This is a genomic window from Kitasatospora sp. NPDC001540 (assembly GCF_042894345.1).
Classification (GTDB): domain Bacteria; phylum Actinomycetota; class Actinomycetes; order Streptomycetales; family Streptomycetaceae; genus Kitasatospora; species Kitasatospora phosalacinea_C.
In genome coordinates this window covers 193956-216138 of sequence record NZ_JBIAVO010000008.1, presented here as the reverse complement: position 1 = coordinate 216138, position 22183 = coordinate 193956, and the positions used below count along the sequence as shown (strand labels likewise).

The following is a 22183-nucleotide window of genomic DNA, read 5'->3' as shown; positions in this document are numbered from 1 at the left end:
GGGCGCCTCCGCGCGTGCGGCGGCCGGGGTCACTCGGCGCGGGGCTACTCGGTGGTGGTGAACTCGGCCATCATCGCCATGTCCTCGTGCTCCAGGTTGTGGCAGTGCAGCAGGAACCGTCCCACGTAGTCGTTGAACCGGACGGCGACCTCGACGCCCTGCGCGGGCAGCACGTCGACGGTGTCCTTCCAGCCCGCGTCGTTGGCGCCGGGCTTGCCGCCGGCCCGGCCGAGCACCTGGAACGGGTCGAGGTGCAGGTGCACGGGGTGGTGGAGGTCGGTGACGAACCGCCAGACCTCGATCCGGCCGAGCCGGGGCGCGGCGATCGAACGGCCGGGCCGGTACTCCTGGCCGTTGACGGTCCAGTGCTGCTTGCCCTTCTGGAACACGAAGGTGCGGGTGTTGACGGCCTTGGCGGGGTCGAGCCGCTCCACGACGGACAGCTTCTCGGGCAGCCGGAACCCGCCGTCGCCCGTGGCGGAGCCGACCTCGAAGGCCATCACCTCGCCGGTGGGGCCGTCGCCGAGCCGGTTGCGCAGCCGCACCCGCGTCCCGGCCGGGTAGCGGGAGAAGTCGACCAGCACGTCGCAGCGCTCGGCGGGCGCGAGGTCCACCGCGTCGTGCCGCAGCGGGCGCTCCAGCAGTCCGCCGTCGGAGCCGATCTGCACCAGTGCCCCGCCGCCGCCGGGCTGCGGGTCGAGGGCCAGCCGCAGCCGCCGGGCGTTGGAGGCGTTGAGCAGCCGCAGCCGGTACCAGGTGCGTTCGACCCGGGCCAGCGGCCAGGGCGCGCCGTTGACCAGCATCACGTCGCCCAGCACGCCGTTCATGTACGCGTCCCGCACGCCGGGGGCGCCGCCCGGGAGTTCGGGGTACGCGAGGGAGCCGTCGGCGGCGAAGGAGCGGTCGGCGATCATCAGCGGCAGTTCGTGCGGGCCCTGCGGCAGCCCGAGCGCGGCCTCCTCCTCGTCGCGGACCAGGTGGAACCCCGCCAGTCCGCGGTACACCTGCGGGCCGGTGAAGCCCATGGTGTGGTCGTGGTACCAGAGCGTGGCGGCGCGCTGCGCCATCGGGTAGGTGTAGTCGCGCTGCGGCAGGACGGTGGCGCCCTCCGTCCCGGACATGCCCGGCATGTTCCCCGGGCCCGTGCCGGGCATGTCGTGGTGGGCGGCGGTGCCGACCAGGTCGAGCGGGTGGCCGTCGCTGTCGTGCGGGGTGTGGCCGCCGTGCAGGTGGACGGCGGTGGGGCGGGGCAGTTCGCTGCGGTGGGTGACGACGGTGCGCCGCCCGCTGCGGGACTCCAGGGTCGGGCCGGGGAAGGTGCCCTGGTAGCCCCAGACCTCGGTGTCGTGGCCGGGCAGCAGCCGGACGGTGGCCCGGCGCGCGGTGATCTCGTAGTAGTCGGCGTCCGCGTCGCTGCGCACCGGCTTCAGCACGGCGGGGACGGGCAGTTCGGCCGCGTAGCGGGCGGGCAGCGGCAGGGCGCTGCGCAGCGGCTTGCCGGGCTCCCCGCCGGGCAGCAGCCGGTTCATCAGCGGCGGCACGCCGATCGACACGCCCAGCCCGAGCGCGGCGACCCCGCCCGCGCCCAGCAGTTGGCGCCTGGTCAGCGGCCGGCTCACTCGGCACCCGCCCCGGCCACGGCGCTCTCGGCCGCGCCCTTCGCGCCCCGGGCGTCGTCCTGGTCTGCGTCCTGGGCCGCGTTCTGGGCCGCGTCCCGGGCGTGGGCGCTCCCGGCCTCGGCCCTGAACGCCTCCACCGCGGACTTCTCCGCCATCACGAACACGCCCACGCCGAGCGGGAGGTGCAGCAGCAGGATCCGCTCGTCGCCGAACGCGTACTGCACGATGCACATCAGCGTGAGCACCCCGTACTGGACGGCCGGGCCGCTGGGGCCGCGCGAGAGGCGCCAGACCAGTAGGCCGGAGACGGCGGCGAGCAGGGCGACGGTGGACAGCACCATCCCGGTCTGCTTGTGGACGTCCAGCAGGGGGTAGTAGCCCTGCAGGAAGCCGCCCGCCAGGAACGGCATGAGCAGGGCGAGCAGGGCGGTGAGAGCGGCCGTCACCCGGAGGGCGATCAGCGGCCAGCGCGGTGGGTCCTGGTGCTCGGACATGGCATCCCCCATGATCGAAATGATTCGCGATCATACTGTCCGGCGACCACCAAGTCTGTTTATTTTTCAAGGACTTTGACCGTTGGTCAGCTCCTCGGCCCGCAACGGGAAGGACCCGGTGAAGGCGCACTGCGACGAGGACGGCGACGCGCTGACCTGCACCTCCTACCGCTGAACCCCGCGCGGGGCCGGACGGCCCGAGGGCGGTGCCCCGTTCCCCCGCCGAGCGGCCGGGCGGAGGAACGGGGCACCGGGTGCGGGTCAGCTGCCGGGGACGGTGTCCTTGAACGCGGTGCCGGCCGAGCGCAGCGCGGCGACGTTCGAGGCGACCTGGGCGGGGCTGAGCACCTGGTCCTTGACGAAGTACACGTAGTCGACCTGCTGGTCGTACGAGCGCGGCGTCGTGGAGTACTGCCCGGCCAGGTCGATCAGCCAGTGGTTGAAGTCGATGAACTGCGGGGTCTCGGGCAGGTAGGGCTCGCCGTGGGTGGCGACGACCTGGCCGTCGATGTAGTAGGTGATGCTGCTGCTGTCGATGGTGAACTGCAGCAGGTGCCAGCCGTCGTAGGACTGGCGCTGCTCGCCGTGGGTGTTGACGGCGTTCCACGGGTCCGGGTTGTAGGTCTCCCAGCTGGTCTCGTACATGATGTCGCTCTGCTCGCCCCAGCCGCCGTTGGGCAGGTACTCGAAGTCCTGCTCGCTGTAGTTCGGGTCCATCGGCGCGTTGAGCGGGGTGAAGGCGAAGAAGGTCTGGTTGACGTGGTCGCCGTCGGGGCCGCTGTTCGGGGCGTCGGCGAACTTGACCCGGGCCGCGTAGGTGCCGTTCTTGAACTTCCGCGCGGTGTTCTGGATCTCGGTCTCCTTGGTGCCGGAGGCCGTGCCGTCGGTGGTCAGGCGCAGGTTGAGCACCTTGCTGCCGCCGACGGTCGGGAAGGTGACGTCGGCCGGGGACCAGGTGGCGCCGGAGACGCCGGGGCCGCCCTGGCCGGACTTGACGGTCCAGCCGTGCTGCTGGACGGCGGCGTCCGAGCTGGTGGTGTAGGAGAAGTCGTCGAACAGGACGGGCGCGTTCGGGTCGACCGGCGGGGTGGAGGTCGAACCGGACGGCGACGGCGAGGGGGACGAGGACGAACTCGGCGACGGGGACGGGTTGTTGCCGGCGGGGGCGGTGCCCCAGATCAGGGCGCCGTCCTCCTGCAGGGTGACCTTCTGCCAGTCGGCGTAGCCGGTCTGGGTGCCGCTGAAGGAGTAGTCGTCGGACTGGGTGAGGGTCTGCCAGTCGGAGCGGTAGAAGCGCAGCTGCATGTCGCCGGTGGACTGTCCGGGGGCGAGCGAGCCCGCTCCGGCGGTGAAGCCGATCTCCAGGTAGCGGTCGGCGGTGGCGGTGGGGTTGACCAGGGTGCCGAAGGTGCCGGTGATGTTGGCGCAGCCCTTCACCGCCCAGGAGCAGGCGAAGCGGTAACCGGTCGACGGGCCGTCGGACTTGAAGTAGTAGCGCAGGGTGATCCGGTTGAGCGCGACGGTGCTGCTGCCGGTGTTGGTGACCTGCAGCCAGGGCTCGGACTGGTCGGCGGTCGCGCCGGAGGCGCTGGTGCGGTACTGGACGCTGAACGCGTCGGCGGCGGACGCCGGGGCGACGGTCAGCGCGGTGGCGGCCAGGCCGGCCGCGGCGATCGCGGCGGCCGCGGCGAGCCGGGCGCGGCGGCTGGTCGTGCGGGGGCGTGCGGACACGGTGTTTCCTTCCGTGGGGGGAGCGCCCCGCGGTGCGGCGGGGCGGCAGGACGTTCCGGCGGTGCACGTGCGGGGTGCGGCGGCGGAGGTGGTCCGCGTGCTGCGGGCGGACGCCGACGGTGGGTCGGCGACCGGGTCTGTGGGGGCCTAGGGGCCGTCAGGTGGTGAGGAGTTCGCGTTCGGCGTGGTGGACGCCGAGGGCGGCGAGGCGGGGGCGGTGCGCGGCGAGGGCGGGCAGGAAGTCCCGGAGGTAGTCGCTGTCCGGGTTCCAGGCCCGGTCGGCGATGGCGCACAGCCGCGGGTAGGCGAGGTAGTCGAAGTGCTCGGCGGTGGTGACGAACTCGCTCCACAGCTGGGCCTGGGTGCCGAGGACCCGGGCCCGCTCGGCCTCGTCCCAGTGCGCGGGGGCGGCCCGGTGGGCGTGCGCGGTGGCCAGGTCGACGACGTGCTCGGCCTGGCCGAGCGGCTCGTCGGGGCGTCCGCTCTGCGGGTAGTCGAGGTAGGTGGCGCGGTGCGGGGCCATCACCACGTCGTGGCCGCGCCGGGCGGCCTCCCGGCCGTGCTCGGCGTCCCGCCAGGGCATCACGGTGAACTCGACGGGCAGCGTGGCGCCGTCGGTCTCGGCCCAGCAGACCGGGACGCGTCCGGCCGCCAGCAGGTGCCGGCCCACCTCGCCGAGGAACCAGCCGCGCAGTTGGGCGGGGGCGGCGAGGCCGAGTTCGGCGGCCCGGCGGCGGGCGGCGGGGCTCTCCTCCCACTCGACGGTGGGGCACTCGTCCCCGCCGAGGTGGACGTACCGGGAGGGGAACAGCTCCGTCGTCTCGTCCAGCACGGTGCGGCAGAACGCCAGCGCCTCCTCGTGCACGCCGAGCACGGTCTCGCACACGCCCCAGTCGGTCCACACGTCGAGCTGCCGTTCGGGGTGGTTGCCCAGGTGCGGGTAGGCGGCCAGGGCGGCCCGGGTGTGGCCCGGCATGTCGATCTCGGGGACGACGGTGACGCCCCGCTCGGCGGCGTGCGCGACCAGTCGCCGCAACTCGGCCTTGGTGTACGCGCCCTGGTGCGGCCGCGCGTCGTACGCGGTGGAGCCCGCGTGCCCGGTCATGCTGCGCTCGCGGCGGGCACCGACCTCGGTGAGCCGGGGGTAGGCGTCGACGGGCAGCCGCCAGCCCTGGTCGTCGGTCAGGTGCAGGTGCAGCACGTTCAGCTTGTGCAGGGCGATCCGGTCGACGGCGGTCAGCAGGCGCTCCAGCGGCTGGAAGTGCCGGGCGGTGTCGATCATGAACCCGCGCCAGGGGTGCCGCGGCCGGTCGGTGATCCGCACCGCGGGCAGGCTCCACTCGACGCCGCGCACCGGGGCCGCCGAGAGCGCCTCCGGCGGCAGCAGTTGGCGCAGCGTCTGCACCGCGTGCCGCAGCCCGGCCGGCCGGGCCGCGTGCAGCGTGACCTGGAACGGGTCCACCGTCAGCCGGTAGCCCTCCTCCCCCAGCTCCCGTCCGGCGGCGGGGTCCAGGGTCAGCGCGAGGGTGCCCTCCGCCCCGGCCGCCAGCGGCAGCCCGGTCGCGGGGCGCAGCAGGGTGCGCAGCAGGTCGGCGACGGCGGCGGCCTCGCCGTCGGCGCGCACGGTGGTCCGTTCGGTCAGGGTGAACCGTCCGGCAGCGGGAACGAGATCGACCGGGGTCGGCAGGATCACGGGGTGGTCTTCTTCCGGGGGGGTAGGGAGGTGGGTGGGGTCGAACGGGGACCGGCGGGGCGGGTCGGCCGGGCGCGGGGTTCCGGGCCCCGGGCGGCTCCCGCCGGTGCCCGGTCCGGGCGTTTCCGGGGTCCGCCGCCCTCGTCCCGGCGCGGCCGTCGGCTCGGGCGTCAGCCCTTGACCGCTCCGGCGGTCATGCCAGTGGTGACCTTGTTCTGCAGGAACAGGAAGACCAGCAGGACGGGGAGCATGAAGAGGCTGGCGGCGGCCATGGTGGCGCCCCAGTCGGTGCCGAAGACGTTGGCGAAGGAGGAGAGCCAGACCGGGAGGGTGCGGGCGTCCTGGTTCTTGATGATCAGCGTGTTGGCGAAGGCGAACTCGTTCCAGGCGGTGATGAAGCCGAACAGCGAGGTGGCGAGCAGGCCGGGGGCCAGCAGCGGGAGGGTGATGCGGCGGAAGGCACCGGCCCGGGTGCAGCCGTCGACCTGGGCGGCTTCCTCCAGTTCGGCGGGGACGGCGGCGAGGAAGCCGCGCAGGGTGACGATGGTGAAGGGGAGGGTGGTCATGAAGTAGACCAGGGTGAGCATGCTGAGGCTGTCGAGCATGTCGGTGTCGCGGGCGATGACGTACATCGGGATGAGCAGGGCTTCCCAGGGCGCCATCTGGGCGGTGAAGACCAGCAGCAGGAAGGCCCGGCGGCCGCGCCAGCGCAGTCGGCCGACGGCGTACGCGGCGAGCAGGGCGACGACCAGGGAGAGCAGGACGGCGCCGAGGGTGACCAGCAGGCTGTTGCGCCAGTAGCCGCCGAAGCCGGGGGCGTGGACCGCGGTGGAGAAGTGTTCGAGGGTGGGGTGCAGCGGGAGGAGGGCGGGGGTGGCGGACTGGATCTCGGCGGTGGGTTTGAAGGCGGTGACCACCATCCAGTACACGGGGAACGCGGCGGTGGCCAGGACCGCGAGGGCGGCGAGGTTGAGCGGCAGTCGGCGCAGTCGGCGGGGGGCGAGGAGGCCGCGGGGGACGAGGGGGCCGCGGGGGGCGAGGAGGTTCACGCCTCGGCTCCTTCCTGGCGGTGCATCCGCCGGAGGGTGGTGACGAGCGCGGCGAGCAGGATCAGCACGGTGAGCGTGGAGGCCGCGGAGCCGAGGTCGTACTTGTGCAGGTTCTGGGCGATCTGGAAGGCGTAGACGGGCAGGGTGGTGGTGGCGCCGTTGGGGCCGCCCTGGCTGACCACCCAGATCTGGGCGAAGCACTTGAAGGTCCAGATCACTTCGAGCGAGGTGACCAGGGCGAACAGCGGCCGCAGGACGGGGACGGTGACCAGGCGGAAGGTCTGCCAGGCGCCCGCGCCGTCGATCCGGGCGGATTCGTAGAGCTCGTGGGGGATGGTGGTCAGCCCGCCGTAGAGGGTGAGCGCGGCGAACGGGACGGACTGCCAGACCACCAGCAGCACCAGGACGGTGAAGGTGGCGCCGGAGTGGGCGAACCAGGCGTAGTCGTGGTACCCGTGCAGCCCCAACTGGTCAAGTGCCCAGTTGACCACTCCGAAGCGGGACTGGAACAGCCACTGGAACACCGTGGTGGCGGCGATCACCGGGGTCGCCCAGACCAGCACCAGGGCGCTCATCACGGCCAGCCGCATCCGCCTGCCGAGCCGGACCAGCATCAGCGCGACCAGCGTGCCGAGACCGGTGATCAGCACGGTGTTGAGGGCGGTCCAGCCGAGGGTGCGGACGGTGACGGTCCAGAACTTCGGGTCGGAGAGCAGCTCGGTGTAGTTGTCCAGGCCGACGAACGGGGCGCCGCCGCGGATCAGTTCGGCCAGCCGGAAGTGCTGGACGGAGATCACCAGGTTGCGGGCGACGGGGTAGAGCAGCAGGTACGCCGCGCCCACCAGGGTCGGGGCGATGAGCAGGTAGGGCCGGATCCGGGTGCGGAGCGGCGGTGACGCGTCGGCGGGCACGGCGGGGGTACTCCTGTCGGGGTCGTGCGGGGCGGGCGGCGGGCCTGCGCGGACCGCGGGCCCGGGCAGGCGGTGGGCCCGGCGGGCCGGGCCGGGGAGCCCGGCCCGCGCGGGGGTCAGTTGCCGCTGAGCGCCTTGGTGATGGCCGCGCTCGCGGTCTTGCCCGCGGCGGACGGGTCGGCGCCGGTGAGGACCTGGGTCATGTACTGCTTGATCGGGTTGTCGGCCTCGACCGCGGCCCAGTCGGGCGAGTTGGGGGTGGCGTGGCCGTTGACGGCGCCCGCGGCCATCGCGGCCGCGCCCTCGTTGTCGCTGAGCACGGAGGCCAGCGTGGTCCGGTTGGGGACGTAGTTCATCTGCTTGGCGATCGCGGTCTGCCACTTGTCCCCGGCCAGCGCCTTGACCACTTCGTAGGCGGCCTGCTGGTGGCGGGAGGACTCGGGGACGATCAGGTCGGAGCCGCCGGTGAACACCGCGCCGGGCTTGTCGGCGCTCTTGCCGGGGATCGGGAAGAAGCCGAGCTTGTCCTTGAGCTCCGGGTTGGCCTTGAGGATCGCCGCGGCGCCGCCGGGGGTGGAGATCACCTGGGCGGTGTGGCCCTGGGCGAACACCTCGGCCTGCGGGGGCTTGGCCTCGTCGGAGTCCTTGGGTCCCTTGCCGAGGGCCTGGAGCTGCTGGTAGAAGCCGATCGCGGCCCTGGCCTGCGGGGTGTCCAGGGTGCCGGTCCACTTGCCGTCGGAGCCCTTGACGGCGAGGTCGCCGCCCTCGTCCCAGAGGAAGCCCGCGAGCACGTACCAGGTCTGGCCGGTCAGGTAGATGCCGTCGTTGCCGCCGGTGTTGAGCTTCTGGGTGTCGGTGATCCACTCCTCGCGGGTCTTGGGCGGGGTGGTGATGCCGGCCTGCTGGAACAGGTCCTTGCGGTAGATGACCACGCGGTTGGCGGCGTACCAGGGGATGCCGAACTGCTGGCCGCCGATGTTGCCGGGCGCGGCGAGGCCGGGGATCCAGTGCGCGCCGTCGAGTTCGGCGGTCTTGTCGCTGAGGTCGTGCACGCCGCCGCTGGCCGCGTACTGGGCGACCTGGGTGTTGCCGACCTCGATCACGTCGGGGGCGTCCTTGCTGGCCAGGGCGCTGGTGACCTTCTGGCCGATGCCGTCCCACTCCTGGATCTGCACCTTCAGGGTGATCCCGGGGTGGCCAGCCTCGAAGTCGGCCTGGAAGTCCTTCAGGAAGCCGTCGGTGACGCTGTCCTTCATGATCCAGACCGTCAGTTCGGCCGGCCCGGCCGACTCCTGGGAGCCCGAGCCGGAGCCGGAGGAGCAGGCGGTCAGGGTGGCCGCGCCCAGCAGCAGGGCGATCGCGGAGCGCAGGGTGGTCGGGAGTGCGGTGGATCTCACGGTGGGTGCCGCCTCGGGGTGCCTAGGGGTGCCGGTGGGGGTGCGTTCAGGGGAGCGTTCGGGGAGGGCCGACTGTTTACCAGTAGACTCAACTGGTCCGGTCGGTGGTAAGAGAAGGTGGCACAGCCGCTGCAGCCCGTCAAGGCCCTACGGCCCTCCCCATATGGCCGTTCACCTGCAAAGAAGGTTTCCGGTTCGGGCCTTCCGGGGCCGCGACGGCAACTGGTAAGGTCCGCGAACTGGTCTGGTATGGTCTGACCAGTTCGAAGTGAAGGGATGGCACGATGGCGACGGATTCGTCCGGCGGAGCGGGACTGAAGCGCGACCAGGTCCGGGAGTACCTGCGCGAACTGGTCGAGTCGCTGACCCCCGGCGACCCGGTCCCGTCCGAACGCGCGCTCTGCGCCCAACTCGGCGTCTCCCGCCCGACGCTGCGCGCCGGGGTGGACGAACTGGTGGCCGCGGGACTGCTGGTGCGCGAGCACGGGCGCGGCATGTTCGTCGCCCCCGCCAAGATCGTCCAGGAGCTGACCCCGTCCGGCGGCCGCGAGCCGTCCTTCAACGTGCCGCGGGCCTCCGGCAGTTGGACCAGTCGGCCGCTGGAGTTCAGCTCACTGCCGGCCGGTGCGGCGATCGGCCGCAAGCTGCGGCTCTCCCCCGCCGCGCCGATCCTGCACATCGTCCTGCTGCGCCTGGTCGACGGCGAGCCGATGGCCATCGAGCACCTGCACGTCCCCGCCGAGCTGCTGCCCGGCCTGGTGCCCGCCGACCTGGAGCACGGCGACCTCTACCAGCTCCTGGCCGTACGCGACGTCCACGTCCACGAGGCCGTCCAGGCGATCGAACCCACCGTGGTCAGCGACCGCGAGGCCCGGCTGCTGGCCGTCCCCACCCTCTCCCCCGCGCTGCGCTTCGACCGCCTGACCACCGACGCCTCCGGCCGCCCGGTCGAGTACACCCACTCGCTCTACCGCGGCGACCGCTACCGGATCGTCTCCCGGATCTCGCTCGCCGACCCCTCCCCCGCCACCCCCGGCGACTCCCGCCACCACCCCGGCATCCCCCCGGGCGACCTGACCACCCGCGGCACCGGCCCCACCGTCACCACGGGGGACATCCAGCCCCTCCTGTGAGCCGGACGGTTCCGACTCGGCCCGCGGCAGTGCCTTGTGCCGTCCCGCTTCGGCCGCGACTGAGAGGGGCGAGCCCGCCTCCGCGAACGGGACGGCGACCGGCGGGAGCGGCGGGGGCGATGCTGCCGCCGGGCTGTCGCTCCTCCCGTCGTGCACCGGACCGACCCGGGGGCGCCGTGGACCGGAAAGCCGCCGGGCGGCGCACGGTAGGAAACTCCCGCCGGACCACCGGCAGTTCACCGACGCCTCCGGGCGCGGCTCGATCGAGCGGCAGTGGGGGACGCCGCTGCGCGACGTCGGTCTCGGAAGCGCGGGCACCGTCCGGTTCCCGCACGAGGACGACGAGGAGGCCGACGCGGACCCGGGACGCACGGCCCCTGGAACCGATCCGGGTCGCACCAGCCCCGGCCCCGCCGCGGCGGACCGACCCGCCGGGGGCGGGAGCGGCGGGTCGGTGCTCAGTCGCGCGGGGCGCTGTACCAGCGCCACTCGGTGAGTCGCTCCCGGCCGGGCAGGTCGCCCCGGCCGGTGGCCCACAGCAGGGTGGGCCAGGGGGCGGTGTCGGTCGGCGCCGTGGGGAAGAGGCGGGCCAGCACCCGGGCGCTGATCCCGGCTGGTGCCGTCCATTCCAGGCCCAGGCCGAGCGCCAGGTCCTGGGCGTGGGCGAAGAGTTCGACCAGTCCCATGGCGGCGCTGCCCTCGGCGTCCGCCGTCCCGTAGCCGTGGAAGGCCCGGTCCTGCGGCCGGGCCGTCCGGACCATCGCCACCAGCAGCGCCCCGCACGCCTCCAGCACCTGCACCAGCCCCTGCGGCCCGGCCTCCCGCTGGGCGAAGACCACGTTCGCGGGCTTGCCCGGCGCCTCCCGCCGCCAGATCAGCGGCAGGAACCCCTCGGCGGGCGGTGACTGCGGTCCGAGTTGGGCGGCGTAGGAGAACAGGTCGTCCGCCAGGTGCTCGGCGGTCTCCCAGCAGCTCCACTCCAGCGTCCCGGCGGGTCGGTCCCAGTCGGCGGCCGTCGCCCGCGCCCCGCGCAGCAGGGCCACCACCAGCCGGACCCCCTCGGCGAGGTCGTCCGCCGTCACCGGGCCCACCGCGCCGGAGGGTTCCACACGTTCGTGATCAGCCATGGGCCGAGCGTACCCACCGGACCCCGGCAAGGCATCTCGACATCAAGCATCTTGATATCAAGACACTCATCGGGCAGAGTTGCTCCCCGCACGGACGAACGACCCCCACCACGAACGGGGAGAACGGGGAGCACCATGCGCGAGCGCGCGAAGCCGGACGGACTGGTGGCCCAGCTGCGGCGCCCGCCGGGCGGCCGGGACGGGCGGACGATGCTGTGGACGCTGTTCGTCGACCGCACCGGGACGGGCGTCTGGGCGGCGGTCTGCGTGCTGTACTTCACCGAGCTGGACGGGCTGACGGCCGCCCGGGTCGGGCTGCTGCTGGGGGCGTCCTCGGTGGCGGGCATCGCGGGCACCCCGCTCGCGGGGCGGCTGGCCGCCTCGTACGGGGTGCGGCGGGTGCTGATCGGGTGCCACCTGCTGCGGGTGGCGGCGCTGACGGCGGTGCTGGGGTGTTCGGCGTTCACGCCGTTGCTGCTGCTGGTCGCGCTGGCGACGCTCGGCGACCGGGCGGCCCGGGCGATGGAGATGCTGTACGCCACCGAGGTCGCGGGCGAGCGGCGCAGCGCGTACCGGGCGCTGTCCCGCACGGCGATGAACGCCGGGTACGCGGCGGGCGCCGGTGTGGCCGCGCTCGGGCTGGCCGTGGGCACCGCGGCCGCGTACCGGGCGCTGGTGGGGGTCGACGTGGCCTCCTTCCTGGTGGCGGCCGCCCTGGTGGCCACCCTCCGCGAACCGGAGCGGGCCGGCTCGGGCGCCGGCTCGGGCACGGGCTCGGGCTCCGGGCCCGTCGCGGAGCGCCCCGCCGCCCACGCCTCGCCCCGGCCCAACCCCTGGCGGGACGCCGGCTACCTGCGCTTCGTCGCCCTCGACGCGGTGCTGACCATCGACGACGCGATCCTCAACGTCGGCCTGCCGCTCTGGCTGATCCACTCCACCCGCGCCCCGCACGCCCTGGTGCCCGCCTTCCTGGCGGTGAACACCGTCGTCGTGGTGCTGGCCCAGTTGCGGGTGTCGGCCCTGGTCGGCACGGCCCGCCAGGCGGTCCGGGTGGTGCCGCTGTACGGGTTCGCGGTCCTCGGCTGCTGCGCGGCGGCGGCCCTGGCCCAGCGGACGGGGGCGGCGGCCGCCTCGGCGCTGCTGCTGGTCGCGGCGGTGCTGGTGACGCTGGCCGAGCTGGTCCGCTCGGTGGTCTCCTGGGAGCTGTCGGTGGCCCTGGCCCCGGAGCGGGCCCGCCCCGAGTACCTCGGGGTGGCGGGCATGGCCCACTCCACCGAGAAGGCGGCGGGCCCGCTCCTGCTCACCGGCGCGGTCCTGGTCGCGGGCCCGCTCGGCTGGCTCACCCTCGGCGCGGCCACCACCGCGGCGGCCTACGCCCAGCGCCACTACGGCGCCGGACGCCTGGCCCTCACCCGCTGAGCCCGCCTCACCCGCCGAGTCCGCCGAGCCCGACAGGCTCGACGAGTCCGGTGGGCTCGACGAGTCCGGCGGGCGCCACCGGCCCGGTGAGGTCGGCGACCTCCGCCAGCACCGTCCCGTACAGGTCGCCGACGGTGGCCAGCGCGGCGGCGTGCAACTGCGCCGCCGGGACGACCCGGCCGTCCGGCCCCGGCAGCGGCCGGGTCGCGCAGGCCTCGGCGACCACCGTGGGCCGCCACCCCTCGCGGAAGGCGCCCTGGGCGGTGAAGGCCACGCACATATGGGTCATGAACCCGGCCAGCACCAGGTCGCGCCGCGGCCCGTCGCCGTCGAACCCGGCCAGCACCCGGGCCAGTTCGGTGCCGTGGAAGGCGTCCGGGAAGGTCTTCACCACCACCGGCTCCCCCGCCGCCGGGGCGACCGGCGCACTGATCGCCCCGATCTCGGCCCGGATGTCGTACGGCGTCCCCGGCCCGCCGTCGTTGACCACGTGCACCACCGGCGCCCCGGCGGCCCGGGCCGCCGCCAGCAACCTGGCCCCGGCCGCCAGCGCCTCCTCGGCGCCGTCCAGCGCCATCACGCCCTCCCGGTAGGTGTTCTGGTAGTCGATCAGCACTACGGTGGCGTCGGCGAGCCGCGGCGGCGTGCCGTCCAACCCGATCACGGTGCGCAGCGTCGCGGACGCTTCTTGCATGCTCATGTCAGTAATCTCCTTCTGGTTCGGGAACGCCGGTTGAAGGGTGGGTGCCTGTGGTGGGTACCCGTGGTGGCCGCCTAGCGGCCGTCCGCCACCCGGAAGCGCTTGCGGTACGCGGCCGGTGTCGTGCCCAGGCGGCGGCGCACCGTGCGGTGGAGGGTCTCGACGGAGCCGAGACCGCTCGCGGCGGCCACGCGTTCGAGCGGCTCGTCGGTGCCCTCCAGCAGGCGCCGGGCGGCTTCGAGCCGCGCGGCTTCGACGTACGCCGCCGGGGTCGTCCCGGTCTCCTGCCGGAACACCCGCGCGAAGTGGCGTTCGCTGAGGCACATCCGGGCGGCCAGCGCGCTCGCCGAGAGGTCGGCGTCCGGGTGCTCGGCGATGTGCAGGCGCAGGTCGTCGAGGTCCCGGCGGGAGGTGGGCGGGGTGCTGAGCGGGACGGAGAACTGGCTCTGGCCGCCCTGCCGCTTGAGGTACACCACCAACTGCCGGGCGACCGCCATCGCCAGTTCCTCACCGTGGTCCTCGGCGACGAGGGCCAGCGCGAGGTCGATGCAGGTGCTGATCCCGGCGCCGGTCCAGATCGCACCGGAGCGGACGAAGATCGGGTCGGGGTCGACCGTCACCTCCGGGTGGTCGGCGGCGAGTTGGGCCGCCGTCGACCAGTGGGTGGTGGCGCGCCGCCCGTCGAGCAGCCCGGCGGCGGCCAGCAGGTGCGCGCCGACGCAGACCGAGGCGATCCGCCGGGCGGACGGCGCGAGCCGCCCCACCCAGGCGACCACGTCCCGGTCGATCCGGGCCCGGAAGCCCTCCCCGTCCGGCCCGGGCTCGACGGCGCCCGGCACCAGCAGGGTGTCGACGGGACCGGCGACCTGGTCGAACGTCAGGTCGACCGCCAGCCGGACCCCGGCGGAGGTCCGGACCAGGCCGTCGGCCGGCCCGGCCAGTTCCACCCGGTAGCCGGCCCGGCCGCCGCTCTCCCGCCCGGCCAGGGCGAACACCTCGGCCGGGCCGGTGACGTCGAGCAGGTCGACGTCCGGGAAGACCGCGATCACCACGCGGCGGTTGCTGGGCATGCCCCCATCCTCGGCCGCCCCGGCCGGTGTCCGCAATGACACCGTTCTGTCGGATCCGGCCATCCCCCCCGGCCCCGCCCACGTCCCCCCGGAGCACCGGAGCGGGCGGCCGGACGCCCGCGCGACGCCGCCGCACCGCACCCGAGCGCCCCGCCCGGTCAGCGGCTCCCCGCCCCGGCAGCCACCGCCCCGCTCAGCCCGCAGGCGCCCAGCACCCCGCCGCGGCGGCTGCGGCCACGTGGTCCTCGAAGGAGCGGGGCGGGCGGCCGAGTGCCCGTTCGACCCCGTCGCCGACCTCCGCGCCGCGGCCCTCTCGGACGTCCGTCAGCAGGTCGGCCAGCCGTCGGGCGGCCTGGGCGGGGGCGCCGTGCGCGGTGGCGGCGGTGACGAACTCCTCGGCGGTGACGTCCTGGTGGCGGACCGGGCGGCCGGTGGCGGCGGAGATCAGGGCGGCGGCCTCGGCGAAGTCGATCGCCCGCGGGCCGGTCAGCTAGTAGGCGCGTCCGGCGTGCCGGTCACCGTCCTCGGTGAGGGCCGCGGCGGCGACCTCGGCGATGTCCTCGGCGTCGACGAAGGGGGTGCGTCCGTCGCCGGTGGGCAGCGCGAGGAGGCCGGAGAGGACGGCCGGGCGCCAGAAGGTCTCGCTGAAGTTCTGGGCGAACCAGCCCGGCCGCAGGATCGTCCACTCGACGCCGCTATCCTGCACGGCCCGCTCGGCGGCCTTCAGCGGGTGGCTGTCGTCGGCCTCGCCGACGCCGTACGCGGAGAGCAGCACCAGTCGCCCGGCGCCCGCCGCGACCGCGCGGTCGACCAGCAGCGGGAGGCGCTCGCGCCGGTCGGTGGCGGGTCGCAGCTCGGGTTCGACCAGGTAGAGCGCCCGCACCCCGTCGAGCGCGGGCGCCCAGCCCGCGGGGTCGTCCAGGTCGAAGCGGTGGTTCCCGGCGCGGGAGGCGACACCGGAAGCGACACCGGAAGCGGCACCGGGAGCGGTGCGGGAGGCGGTGCGGACGGGGTGGCCCAGGGCGGTGAGGCGGCGGGCGACGCGGCGCCCGGTGGTACCGGTGCCGCCGAGTACGAGGATCTCGTTCATGCCCCCAGCCAACCCCGCCGGGTCGGGACGCTCCATGGGTCTCCGTCCGTGATCCCTTCGCGATCGTCCGGCAGCGGCCGGTCCCCTCCGCCCGTGACGGACGGCGCCCGAGGGGCCTAACCTCGGCGGTCATGGACGTCCTGAGCGATCTGCTGCACCGGGCCCGCCCCCGGCACTCCCGGGTCCACCAGCTCATCCAACGGCCCCCGTGGTCGATGGCCTTCGCGGATCCGCCCCCGCTCACCGTGGTCGCCGCACTGGACGGCCCGGCGTCCGTCCGCCTGACCGGCCACCCGTCCGGCGCCCCCGCGCCGCTCGCCCCCGCGCTGCTCGCCCCCGGGGACGTCGCCCTGGTCCGCGGCAGTGCCGGGCCGTACGTCCTGGCGGACCGGCCGGGGACGGCGCCGCAGGTGCTGATCCGCGGCGGGACCAAGCAGGTCGTCGACGGCGCCCCGGGCGTCGAGCGCAGCCTCGCGCCGCGCACGTACGGGGACGGGCTGCCCGGGGCGACCACGCTGCTGCACGGCGCCTACCGCTTCCACGGCGCCGCGGGCGCGCACCTGCTGGGGCTGCTGCCGCCGCTGGCCGTGCTGCCCGCCGGGGGCGGGACGGAGGCGGCGCTGCGGCTGCTGGCCACCGAGACGGCCCGGCAGGACCCGGGGCAGGAGGCCGTCCTGAACCGGCTGCTCGACCTGGTCCTGGTCATCGCGCTGCGCGCCTGGAGCATCCGTCCGGGCACCGAACCGCCCTGCTGGAACGCCGCGTTGGGCGTTCCGGCGGTCGGCGAGGCGATCCGGCTGCTGCACGCCGACCCGGCCCGCCGCTGGACGGTCGCCGAACTCGCCGCCCGGGTGGGCCGCTCGCGCACCGCCTTCGCCGCCCAGTTCACCCGTGCGGTGGGCGAGCCGCCGCTCGCGTACCTCACCGCCTGGCGGATGGTCCTGGCCGCGGACCTGCTGCGGGACACCGACGCCACCGTCGCCGCCGTCGCCCGCCAGGTCGGCTACCGGGACGCCTTCGCCTTCAGCACGGCCTTCAAGCGCACCCGCGGTCTCACCCCGTCCGCCTGGCGCGACCTGCCGGACGACTGACCCGGTCCCGCTCCCGCCCTCCCCCGCCGGGCGCCTGACGCGACGGCAGGGCCCCGCGGGCCGACGGAACCGCCCCCGGGGCCCTGGCTGCGCGCGGGTCGGCGCGGCGGTCAGTAGCGCTCCTGGCCGAACAGGTCGACCCGGATCGGCTCCGCCGCGGGGCCCCCGCCGGAGTCGGGGTCCTGCGGGGAGAGGGCGATCGCGATGCCCGCGACGGCGAGGACGACCATGATCCCGACGGCGAGCGGCAGGACGAACTGCGAGGCGGGCGTGCCGCCGCCGAGCGGGCGGCCGTCCAGGGCGACGGTGACGGCCGCCATCGCGGTGTAGTGCATGGCGACCACCGCGACGCCCGCGATCAGCGCGGCCCCGAGCGCGGCCGACAGGCCCTTGACGTTGAGCGTCATCCACAGGGCGGCGGTGGCCGCGACGACGGCGATCGCCACCGAGGCGACCACCAGCGGGGTGTCGTAGGAGACCGCGCCCTCGACCTGCATCGCGGCCATGCCCAGGTAGTGCATGACGGCCACGCCGCAGCCGGTGAGGACACCGCTGACCAGCAGGGTCCCGGTGCTCTTGCCCCGGTAGCCGACGATGCCGATGCCGAGGCCGACCACGGCGACCGCCACCAGCAGGCTGAGCAGGGTGAGCGGGACGTCGTAGGCCAGGCTGGAGGAGTCGACCGTGAAGCCGAGCATCGCGGTGAAGTGCATGGACCAGATGCCGCAGCCGAACGCGCCCGCGGCCAGCGCCAGCCAGCCGGAGCGCCGGTTCGGTCGCAGGGTCATGGCCCGCGCGGTGCAGCGCAGTCCGATCGCGGCCCCCACGCAGGCGATGAGGTACGCCACCACGGGGTTCACCCATCCGTACTGAAAGCCGTCGAGGTGGGCCGTGGTGCCGTGGTTCATGGAGGGTCCGATCAAAAACGTGTGCACGTGCGAGTTTGCCGCAGAGACAATGCCGCCCGGTAAGGATTGGTCTGCACCAAGGTCCGTGTTCGGCCTTCATGCCGCCTTTTCCTCCTCTCCGCATTTCCGCGGCGGGAGGCCCGGCCCGCTGTGGCAGGCTTGCCGACCATGGAACAGCGCGCCGCCACCACCGCCGGGCCCTCCGCCGAACCGCCCGAACCGTTGCTGGTGGTGGACGGCGCCAACGTGGTGGGCTCGGTTCCGGACGGGTGGTGGCGGGACCGCCGGGGCGCGGCCGAGCGCCTGCGCGACGGACTGGTGGAGGTGGCGGCGGCCGGGGTGCCCGGGGCGCCCGGGCCGTTGACGGTGGTGCTGGTCGTGGAGGGGGCGGCGCGCGGCGTGGTGGGGGTGCCGGGGGTGCGGGTGGTGTCGGCGCGGGGCAGCGGCGACGACCGGATCGTGGAACTGGTCGCCGCGGAGTCCGCGCTCGCCCCGGGCCGCCGCCTGCTGGTGGTGACGGCCGACCGCGGACTGCGCGAACGGGTCGCCGCCCTGGGCGCGGAACTGCTCGGCCCGCGCACCGTCCGCCCCGCCCCGCGCACGCACCGTCCGACCGACTGACCGTTCGTCCGCCCGACCGTCCGTACATCCGTCCGACTGGGCAGGCGGTCCCTCCGGGTGATGCGCGGTCAGCGTTCTTGCCTCACGGGTAAACTGACGGGCCGCCCGCCCTCCGGCTCAGGCCAGACGGGACCGGGCCCCGGCCGGGTGGGTGCGGCCGCGGGAGCTGACCGCGGGGCGGGTGGGGCGGCGGTCCGGACGGGGCGGCTGCTCGGCTCCGGCGGCCGGGGGGGTCGGCCGGGCGGCGAGCGCGGCCTTGAGCACGCGTACGGCCAACAGGACCGCGACGGCGGCGAGTTCGGCGGGTTCGGTGGCCCCGCGTTCGGCGGCGTCGCGCTGGCAGGCGGAGCACCAGACCGCGCTGGCCCGGCCGCCGTCGGGGTAGTCCAGGCCCACCGGCGCCAGGTAGTGGCAGCCGCAGGCCTGGCAGACGAAGAGCAGCCTCACCGCTGCACCACCCCCGAGCCCCCGCACACCGAGCACGGCGACCAGTAACTGCGCTGCACCGGTTGCTGTCTCCCCTGCCGGTCGGTCTCCACGGAGTGCTCCGTCTTCTCCGTTCCGCGCGCCCCGCCGCAGCCGGGGCAGGTCTGCTGCTCAGCCATCGGTCACCTCCAGACCACAGACCGTAGCGCGCCGACCCCGTCCGCGACAGCGGTTCGCGCTCGGAGCACACCCGAGCTTTGCCCACCCGCCCGGCACCGGCCCGGGACCCGCCCGGCACCGGCCCGGGACCGGTCCGGCGGCCGCGTTGCACCGGGGGGCTCGGAGGGTACGCCGCGCGCCGGGTCGGTGCCGCGTGCGCGGTGTCCGATTCCCGCCGGTCGGGTGGGCGGCGGTGCGCGATGATCGCGCGCATGACCACCAACTCGCAGGGCGTCCGGATCGAGCACCGTGGCGCCGTCCCCCGGGTCCACCCCACCGCGTACGTCGCGCCGACGGCCACCCTGGTCGGCGACGTCCGGATCGGCCCGCGCGCCCGGGTGATGTACGGCGCGGTGCTGGACGCGGAGGGTGCCCGGATCGAGGTCGGCGAGGCGGCGGTGGTGTGCGAGAACGCGGTGCTGCGCGCCTCCGCCGTCGCCGCCGAGCAGCCGGTGCTGGTCGGCGACCACGTGTTCGTCGGCCCGCACGCGACCCTGCTGGGCTGCACGGTGGAGCGCGCCTGCTACCTGGCGACCTCGGCGAGCGTCCTGCAGGAGGCCGTGGTGGGCACCGGCTCGGTGGTCGCGGTGGCCGCCCTGGTGCACACCCGCACGGTGCTGCCCCCGGAGTTCTTCGTCCCGCCGTGCACCACGGCCCTCGGCGAGCCGGTGCGGCTGCTGGCGCCGGGCGACCCGGAGCTGCCGCAGGCGATCGGACGGCTCGGCTTCGCGGGGACGGCCTTCGGCGTCGACGCCTCCTGGACCGACCGCGTCGCCCGGCACGAGCGGATCGCCGAGGTCCGCTCGGCGGAGTTCGGCGCGCACCTGGACGACCGCCCCGCCGCCCACTGAACCCGGAGCGGCGATGCGGGCGCGCTACGGCGCAGCGGGCGGCCCCGCGCCGGGCGCGGGCTCCGGCGTGGCGTCCGGCCAGTCCGCGGGGGACGCCTCGACGTCGTTGCCGCGCACCCAGACGGTGGAGACCCCGAGCAGTCGGCGCATCACCGCGAAGCCGCCCTCCCAGCCGTCGGGCAGCCGCAGCCGGCCGAACCGGATGCTGCCCGCGCTGAACCGGGTGTCGCCGCTCTCCAGCAGGCCGGTCCAGCTGGGCAGGCCCATCTCCGGGACGTTGCCGGTCAGTTCGGCCTGGACCTGGATCTCCAGTCCGTCGGCCAGCAGCAGGGCCGGGCCCCGGTACACGGGTGAGGTCATGCCTAGAAGGGTGCGGGAGACCCCGGGACCGGCGCAAATCACGCAATCCGGGTGACTCCGGGCGGGCCGATGCCGTTTCGTTGGATGGAGTCATCCGTTCCGTAGCCGTCCGGCCACCTTCCGCCACCCCACGTTATGCAATATGACATTGCACGGTCGGGAAGGGCCCGGCTGGAGTAGCAACGGGAGAACCCTCATGAACAAGCCCCTGGCCGTCCTGGCCGGTGCGGCAGCCCTGGCGGCGACCCTCACGGTCCCGGCGGCGGCAACCACCACCTCCGACACCGCGCAGAGCACCACCGTGTGCAGCCCGTACGCCCTCCAGGGCGGCCTGGCCACGCACGTCTGCGCGGAGCGGACGGGTGACCAGGTCCGGCTGTACGGCACCCTCGCCCTGGCCGGGCCGCCCTCCCCCGGCACCCCGCTGCCGTACCGGAAGGAGGTGACCGTCGCGCTGACCGGCACCACCCCGGCGGGCACGGTCGACCGGTACGTCCTGTTCACCGGCTCCTACCAGGAGGTCGGCGGCGTCACCGGGACCGTTCCCTGCGACGCCCCGGTCCGGGGCGGCTTCTCGGTGTCCTCCTACCCGCTGGGCCCCGACCCGGTCCGGCTCGACGCCGTCCTCCCCTGCTGACACCCGCCCCACCGGCCCGCCCCCCGGCGGAGGGGCGGACCGGCCGGGCGTTCCGTGTCCGCCCTCGGCGATACCGGTGCGCGGCGGCCCCGTCGCGGGGGAGGCTGACGGCATGACAGCGCGCATCGAAGTCGTCCTGGGCGACCTCACCGAGCAGGACACCGACGCCCTCGTCACCGCCGCGAACGAGTCCCTGCTCGGCGGGGGCGGCGTGGACGGGGCGGTCCACCGGGCGGCCGGGCCGCGGCTGGCCGAGGCGGGCGGGGCGCTGGCCCCGTGCGAGCCGGGCGACGCGGTGGCGACCCCGGCCTTCGACCTGTTCCCGCCCGTCCGCCACGTGATCCACACCGTCGGCCCGGTCTGGGACGGCGGCGGGTACGGCGAGGCGGAGACCCTGGCCTCCTGCTACCGCCGTTGCCTGGCGGTCGCCGACCGGCTCGGCGCCGCGAGCGTGGCCTTCCCCGCGATCGCCACCGGCGCGTACGGCTTCCCCGCCGACCTGGCCGCCCGGATCGCCGTCGACACCCTCACCACCACCCCCACCGCCGTCGCCCTGATCCGCCTGGTCGCCTTCGACGCGCCGTCCCACGAACTGCTGCGCGCCGCCCTCGCCGAGGGCTGACCCGCTACCAGTTGGTCGTCACCCGGTCCGCGACGGTGAAGGGGGTACCGCAGTCCGGGCAGCTCGCGGGGCCGAAGAGGTGACGCAGGGCGTGGGCGAGGGTGCGGTGGCCGTCGGCGCGGGCGCGGTCGTGCAGACGGCGGGCGGCGGCGGGGATATCGCCTTGCCCGGTGCGGCGGGCGGGTGTTTGGGTGAGCGGGTGCTGTTCCAGGAGGAGTTGATCGCGAAGGTCCGGAAGGCGTGCGAGGCGGACGAGGGGTTGGACGCCGCGCTGATGTACGGCTCCTTCGCCGCCGGGGAGGCGGACGAGCACAGCGACGTCGAGTTCTGGCTGTTCTTCACCGCGCGCAGGCGCGCCGAGGTCGATCCGCGCGCCTGGTGCGAGGCGGTCGCACCGCTCAGCTACGGCCTGCTCAACGAGTTCGGCTCCTACGTGGCGTTCTTCCCCGGCCTGGTGCGCGGCGAGTTCCACTTCGCGACGGTGGACGAGATCGCCGGGGTGGCGGACTGGCCGGCCCGCGGCGCCGCGGTGGAGCGGATGCTGGTGGTGGACCGCCGCGGGGCGCTGGCGCCGGTGCTGGCGGGCCTGCCGCAGCGGTACGTCCCGCCGGTCGACGACCCGGGCGTGCTCGCGCAGTACTGCGACCCGTTCGCCAACTGGCTGGTGCTGGCCCTGCACCTGGCGGCCCGGGGCGAGGACCTGCGGGCGTGGGACGCGCTGGGGCACGCCCAGCGGCACCTGCTGTGGATGGCGCGGCTGGCCGAGGAGTCGACGGCGCACTGGCTGACCCCGTCGCGCGGCGCCGAGCGCGAGCTCTCGGCCGCGACGGTGGCCGGGCTGCGGGCGGCCACCTGCGCCGCCGCGCCGCGGGAGCTGACGGGGGCGCTGCGCGCCGCGCTGGAGCTGGGCCGCCGCCTGTGGCCGGTGATCGCGGCCCGGTACGGGCGCACCGCCCCGGTCGAGCTGTTCGCCGAGGTCGACGCGGCGCTGGCCCGCCGCGCGGACGCCTGACGG

Annotated in this window: 23 protein-coding genes; 8 read left to right on the top strand and 15 right to left on the bottom strand. The window is 74.9% G+C overall.

Translation table 11 applies throughout. The features are described from left to right. Positions 1-44 precede the first annotated feature (44 nt). The 7 genes from ACFY00_RS13450 to ACFY00_RS13420 all read right to left on the bottom strand — a co-directional run bounded on the left by ACFY00_RS13450 (position 45) and on the right by ACFY00_RS13420 (position 8894). Positions 45-1619, bottom strand: a complete 1575-nt coding sequence (locus ACFY00_RS13450; RefSeq protein ID WP_388030648.1) for a multicopper oxidase family protein — start codon at positions 1617-1619, stop codon at positions 45-47. After that, positions 1616-2125, bottom strand: coding sequence for a hypothetical protein (locus tag ACFY00_RS13445; RefSeq protein ID WP_388030646.1), 510 nt, complete (start codon positions 2123-2125; stop codon positions 1616-1618). Before ACFY00_RS13445 ends, ACFY00_RS13450 begins: the two co-directional genes overlap by 4 nt. A 249-nt stretch (positions 2126-2374) precedes the next feature. Next, positions 2375-3844, bottom strand: a complete 1470-nt coding sequence (locus tag ACFY00_RS13440) for a cellulose binding domain-containing protein (RefSeq protein WP_388030644.1) — start codon at positions 3842-3844, stop codon at positions 2375-2377. A gap of 157 nt (positions 3845-4001) precedes the next feature. Continuing rightward, positions 4002-5537, bottom strand: coding sequence for a beta-N-acetylhexosaminidase (locus ACFY00_RS13435; RefSeq protein WP_388030642.1), 1536 nt, complete (start codon positions 5535-5537; stop codon positions 4002-4004). A gap of 170 nt (positions 5538-5707) precedes the next feature. Continuing rightward, the gene (locus ACFY00_RS13430) at positions 5708-6457 is read right to left on the bottom strand and encodes a carbohydrate ABC transporter permease (protein ID WP_388030692.1); all 750 of its coding nucleotides are present in this window, start codon (positions 6455-6457) and stop codon (positions 5708-5710) included. A gap of 125 nt (positions 6458-6582) precedes the next feature. Further along, positions 6583-7497 (bottom strand): carbohydrate ABC transporter permease, encoded by a 915-nt coding sequence (locus ACFY00_RS13425; RefSeq protein WP_388030639.1) that lies wholly within the window; start codon positions 7495-7497, stop codon positions 6583-6585. 116 nt (positions 7498-7613) lie between these two features. Then, complete coding sequence (locus ACFY00_RS13420) at positions 7614-8894, bottom strand: extracellular solute-binding protein (protein ID WP_388030637.1); 1281 nt, start codon at positions 8892-8894, stop codon at positions 7614-7616. A gap of 284 nt (positions 8895-9178) precedes the next feature. Between ACFY00_RS13420 and ACFY00_RS13415 the strand changes: the two genes are divergently transcribed. Then, a complete protein-coding gene (locus ACFY00_RS13415) occupies positions 9179-10027 on the top strand; it encodes a GntR family transcriptional regulator (protein ID WP_388030635.1) in 849 nt (282 codons plus the stop codon). A gap of 458 nt (positions 10028-10485) precedes the next feature. On the opposite strand, the gene ACFY00_RS13410 is transcribed toward ACFY00_RS13415, so the two are convergent. After that, the gene (locus ACFY00_RS13410; protein ID WP_388030634.1) at positions 10486-11154 is read right to left on the bottom strand and encodes a hypothetical protein; all 669 of its coding nucleotides are present in this window, start codon (positions 11152-11154) and stop codon (positions 10486-10488) included. A 135-nt stretch (positions 11155-11289) separates the two neighbouring features. Here ACFY00_RS13410 and ACFY00_RS13405 point away from each other — a divergent pair, with 135 nt between their 5' ends. After that, positions 11290-12573 carry an MFS transporter gene (locus ACFY00_RS13405; RefSeq protein WP_388030631.1) on the top strand — a complete coding sequence of 428 codons (1284 nt, stop codon included), beginning with the start codon at positions 11290-11292 and terminating at the stop codon, positions 12571-12573. A gap of 7 nt (positions 12574-12580) precedes the next feature. Here the strand turns inward: ACFY00_RS13405 and ACFY00_RS13400 are convergent, their stop codons facing one another. The 3 genes from ACFY00_RS13400 to ACFY00_RS13390 form a co-directional block, all read right to left on the bottom strand. After that, positions 12581-13273, bottom strand: coding sequence for an isochorismatase family protein (locus ACFY00_RS13400; RefSeq protein ID WP_388030630.1), 693 nt, complete (start codon positions 13271-13273; stop codon positions 12581-12583). Positions 13274-13347: 74 nt separating this feature from the next. Further along, positions 13348-14343: a GlxA family transcriptional regulator gene (locus ACFY00_RS13395; protein ID WP_388030628.1), complete on the bottom strand. Its 996-nt coding sequence runs from the start codon at positions 14341-14343 to the stop codon at positions 13348-13350. Positions 14344-14833: 490 nt separating this feature from the next. Further along, positions 14834-15433, bottom strand: coding sequence for an SDR family oxidoreductase (locus ACFY00_RS13390; protein ID WP_388030625.1), 600 nt, complete (start codon positions 15431-15433; stop codon positions 14834-14836). 131 nt (positions 15434-15564) lie between these two features. Here ACFY00_RS13390 and ACFY00_RS13385 point away from each other — a divergent pair, with 131 nt between their 5' ends. Further along, positions 15565-16524, top strand: a complete 960-nt coding sequence (locus ACFY00_RS13385; protein ID WP_388030623.1) for an AraC family transcriptional regulator — start codon at positions 15565-15567, stop codon at positions 16522-16524. 110 nt (positions 16525-16634) lie between these two features. Here ACFY00_RS13385 and ACFY00_RS13380 read toward each other — a convergent pair whose 3' ends face one another. Continuing rightward, positions 16635-17432 carry an MHYT domain-containing protein gene (locus tag ACFY00_RS13380; RefSeq protein ID WP_388030620.1) on the bottom strand — a complete coding sequence of 266 codons (798 nt, stop codon included), beginning with the start codon at positions 17430-17432 and terminating at the stop codon, positions 16635-16637. 168 nt (positions 17433-17600) lie between these two features. Here ACFY00_RS13380 and ACFY00_RS13375 point away from each other — a divergent pair, with 168 nt between their 5' ends. After that, complete coding sequence (locus ACFY00_RS13375) at positions 17601-18053, top strand: NTP pyrophosphohydrolase (protein ID WP_388030618.1); 453 nt, start codon at positions 17601-17603, stop codon at positions 18051-18053. A gap of 117 nt (positions 18054-18170) precedes the next feature. Here ACFY00_RS13375 and ACFY00_RS13370 read toward each other — a convergent pair whose 3' ends face one another. Continuing rightward, complete coding sequence (locus ACFY00_RS13370; protein ID WP_388030614.1) at positions 18171-18500, bottom strand: hypothetical protein; 330 nt, start codon at positions 18498-18500, stop codon at positions 18171-18173. Next, entirely contained in the window at positions 18497-18658 is a 162-nt protein-coding gene (locus tag ACFY00_RS13365; RefSeq protein WP_388030611.1) for a hypothetical protein, read from the bottom strand. Before ACFY00_RS13365 ends, ACFY00_RS13370 begins: the two co-directional genes overlap by 4 nt. Before the next feature lie 252 nt (positions 18659-18910). On the opposite strand from ACFY00_RS13365, the gene ACFY00_RS13360 reads away from it, so the two are divergent. After that, complete coding sequence (locus ACFY00_RS13360) at positions 18911-19549, top strand: gamma carbonic anhydrase family protein (protein WP_388030608.1); 639 nt, start codon at positions 18911-18913, stop codon at positions 19547-19549. 24 nt (positions 19550-19573) lie between these two features. On the opposite strand, the gene ACFY00_RS13355 is transcribed toward ACFY00_RS13360, so the two are convergent. After that, positions 19574-19909, bottom strand: a complete 336-nt coding sequence (locus tag ACFY00_RS13355; protein WP_388030606.1) for a hypothetical protein — start codon at positions 19907-19909, stop codon at positions 19574-19576. A gap of 196 nt (positions 19910-20105) precedes the next feature. Between ACFY00_RS13355 and ACFY00_RS13350 the strand changes: the two genes are divergently transcribed. From ACFY00_RS13350 to ACFY00_RS13340, 3 genes are all read left to right on the top strand, one after another. Continuing rightward, positions 20106-20546 (top strand): hypothetical protein, encoded by a 441-nt coding sequence (locus tag ACFY00_RS13350; RefSeq protein ID WP_388030603.1) that lies wholly within the window; start codon positions 20106-20108, stop codon positions 20544-20546. Positions 20547-20658: 112 nt separating this feature from the next. After that, the gene (locus ACFY00_RS13345; protein WP_388030600.1) at positions 20659-21168 is read left to right on the top strand and encodes a macro domain-containing protein; all 510 of its coding nucleotides are present in this window, start codon (positions 20659-20661) and stop codon (positions 21166-21168) included. 91 nt (positions 21169-21259) lie between these two features. Further along, entirely contained in the window at positions 21260-22180 is a 921-nt protein-coding gene (locus ACFY00_RS13340; protein WP_388030597.1) for a hypothetical protein, read from the top strand. Positions 22181-22183: the final 3 nt, after the last annotated feature.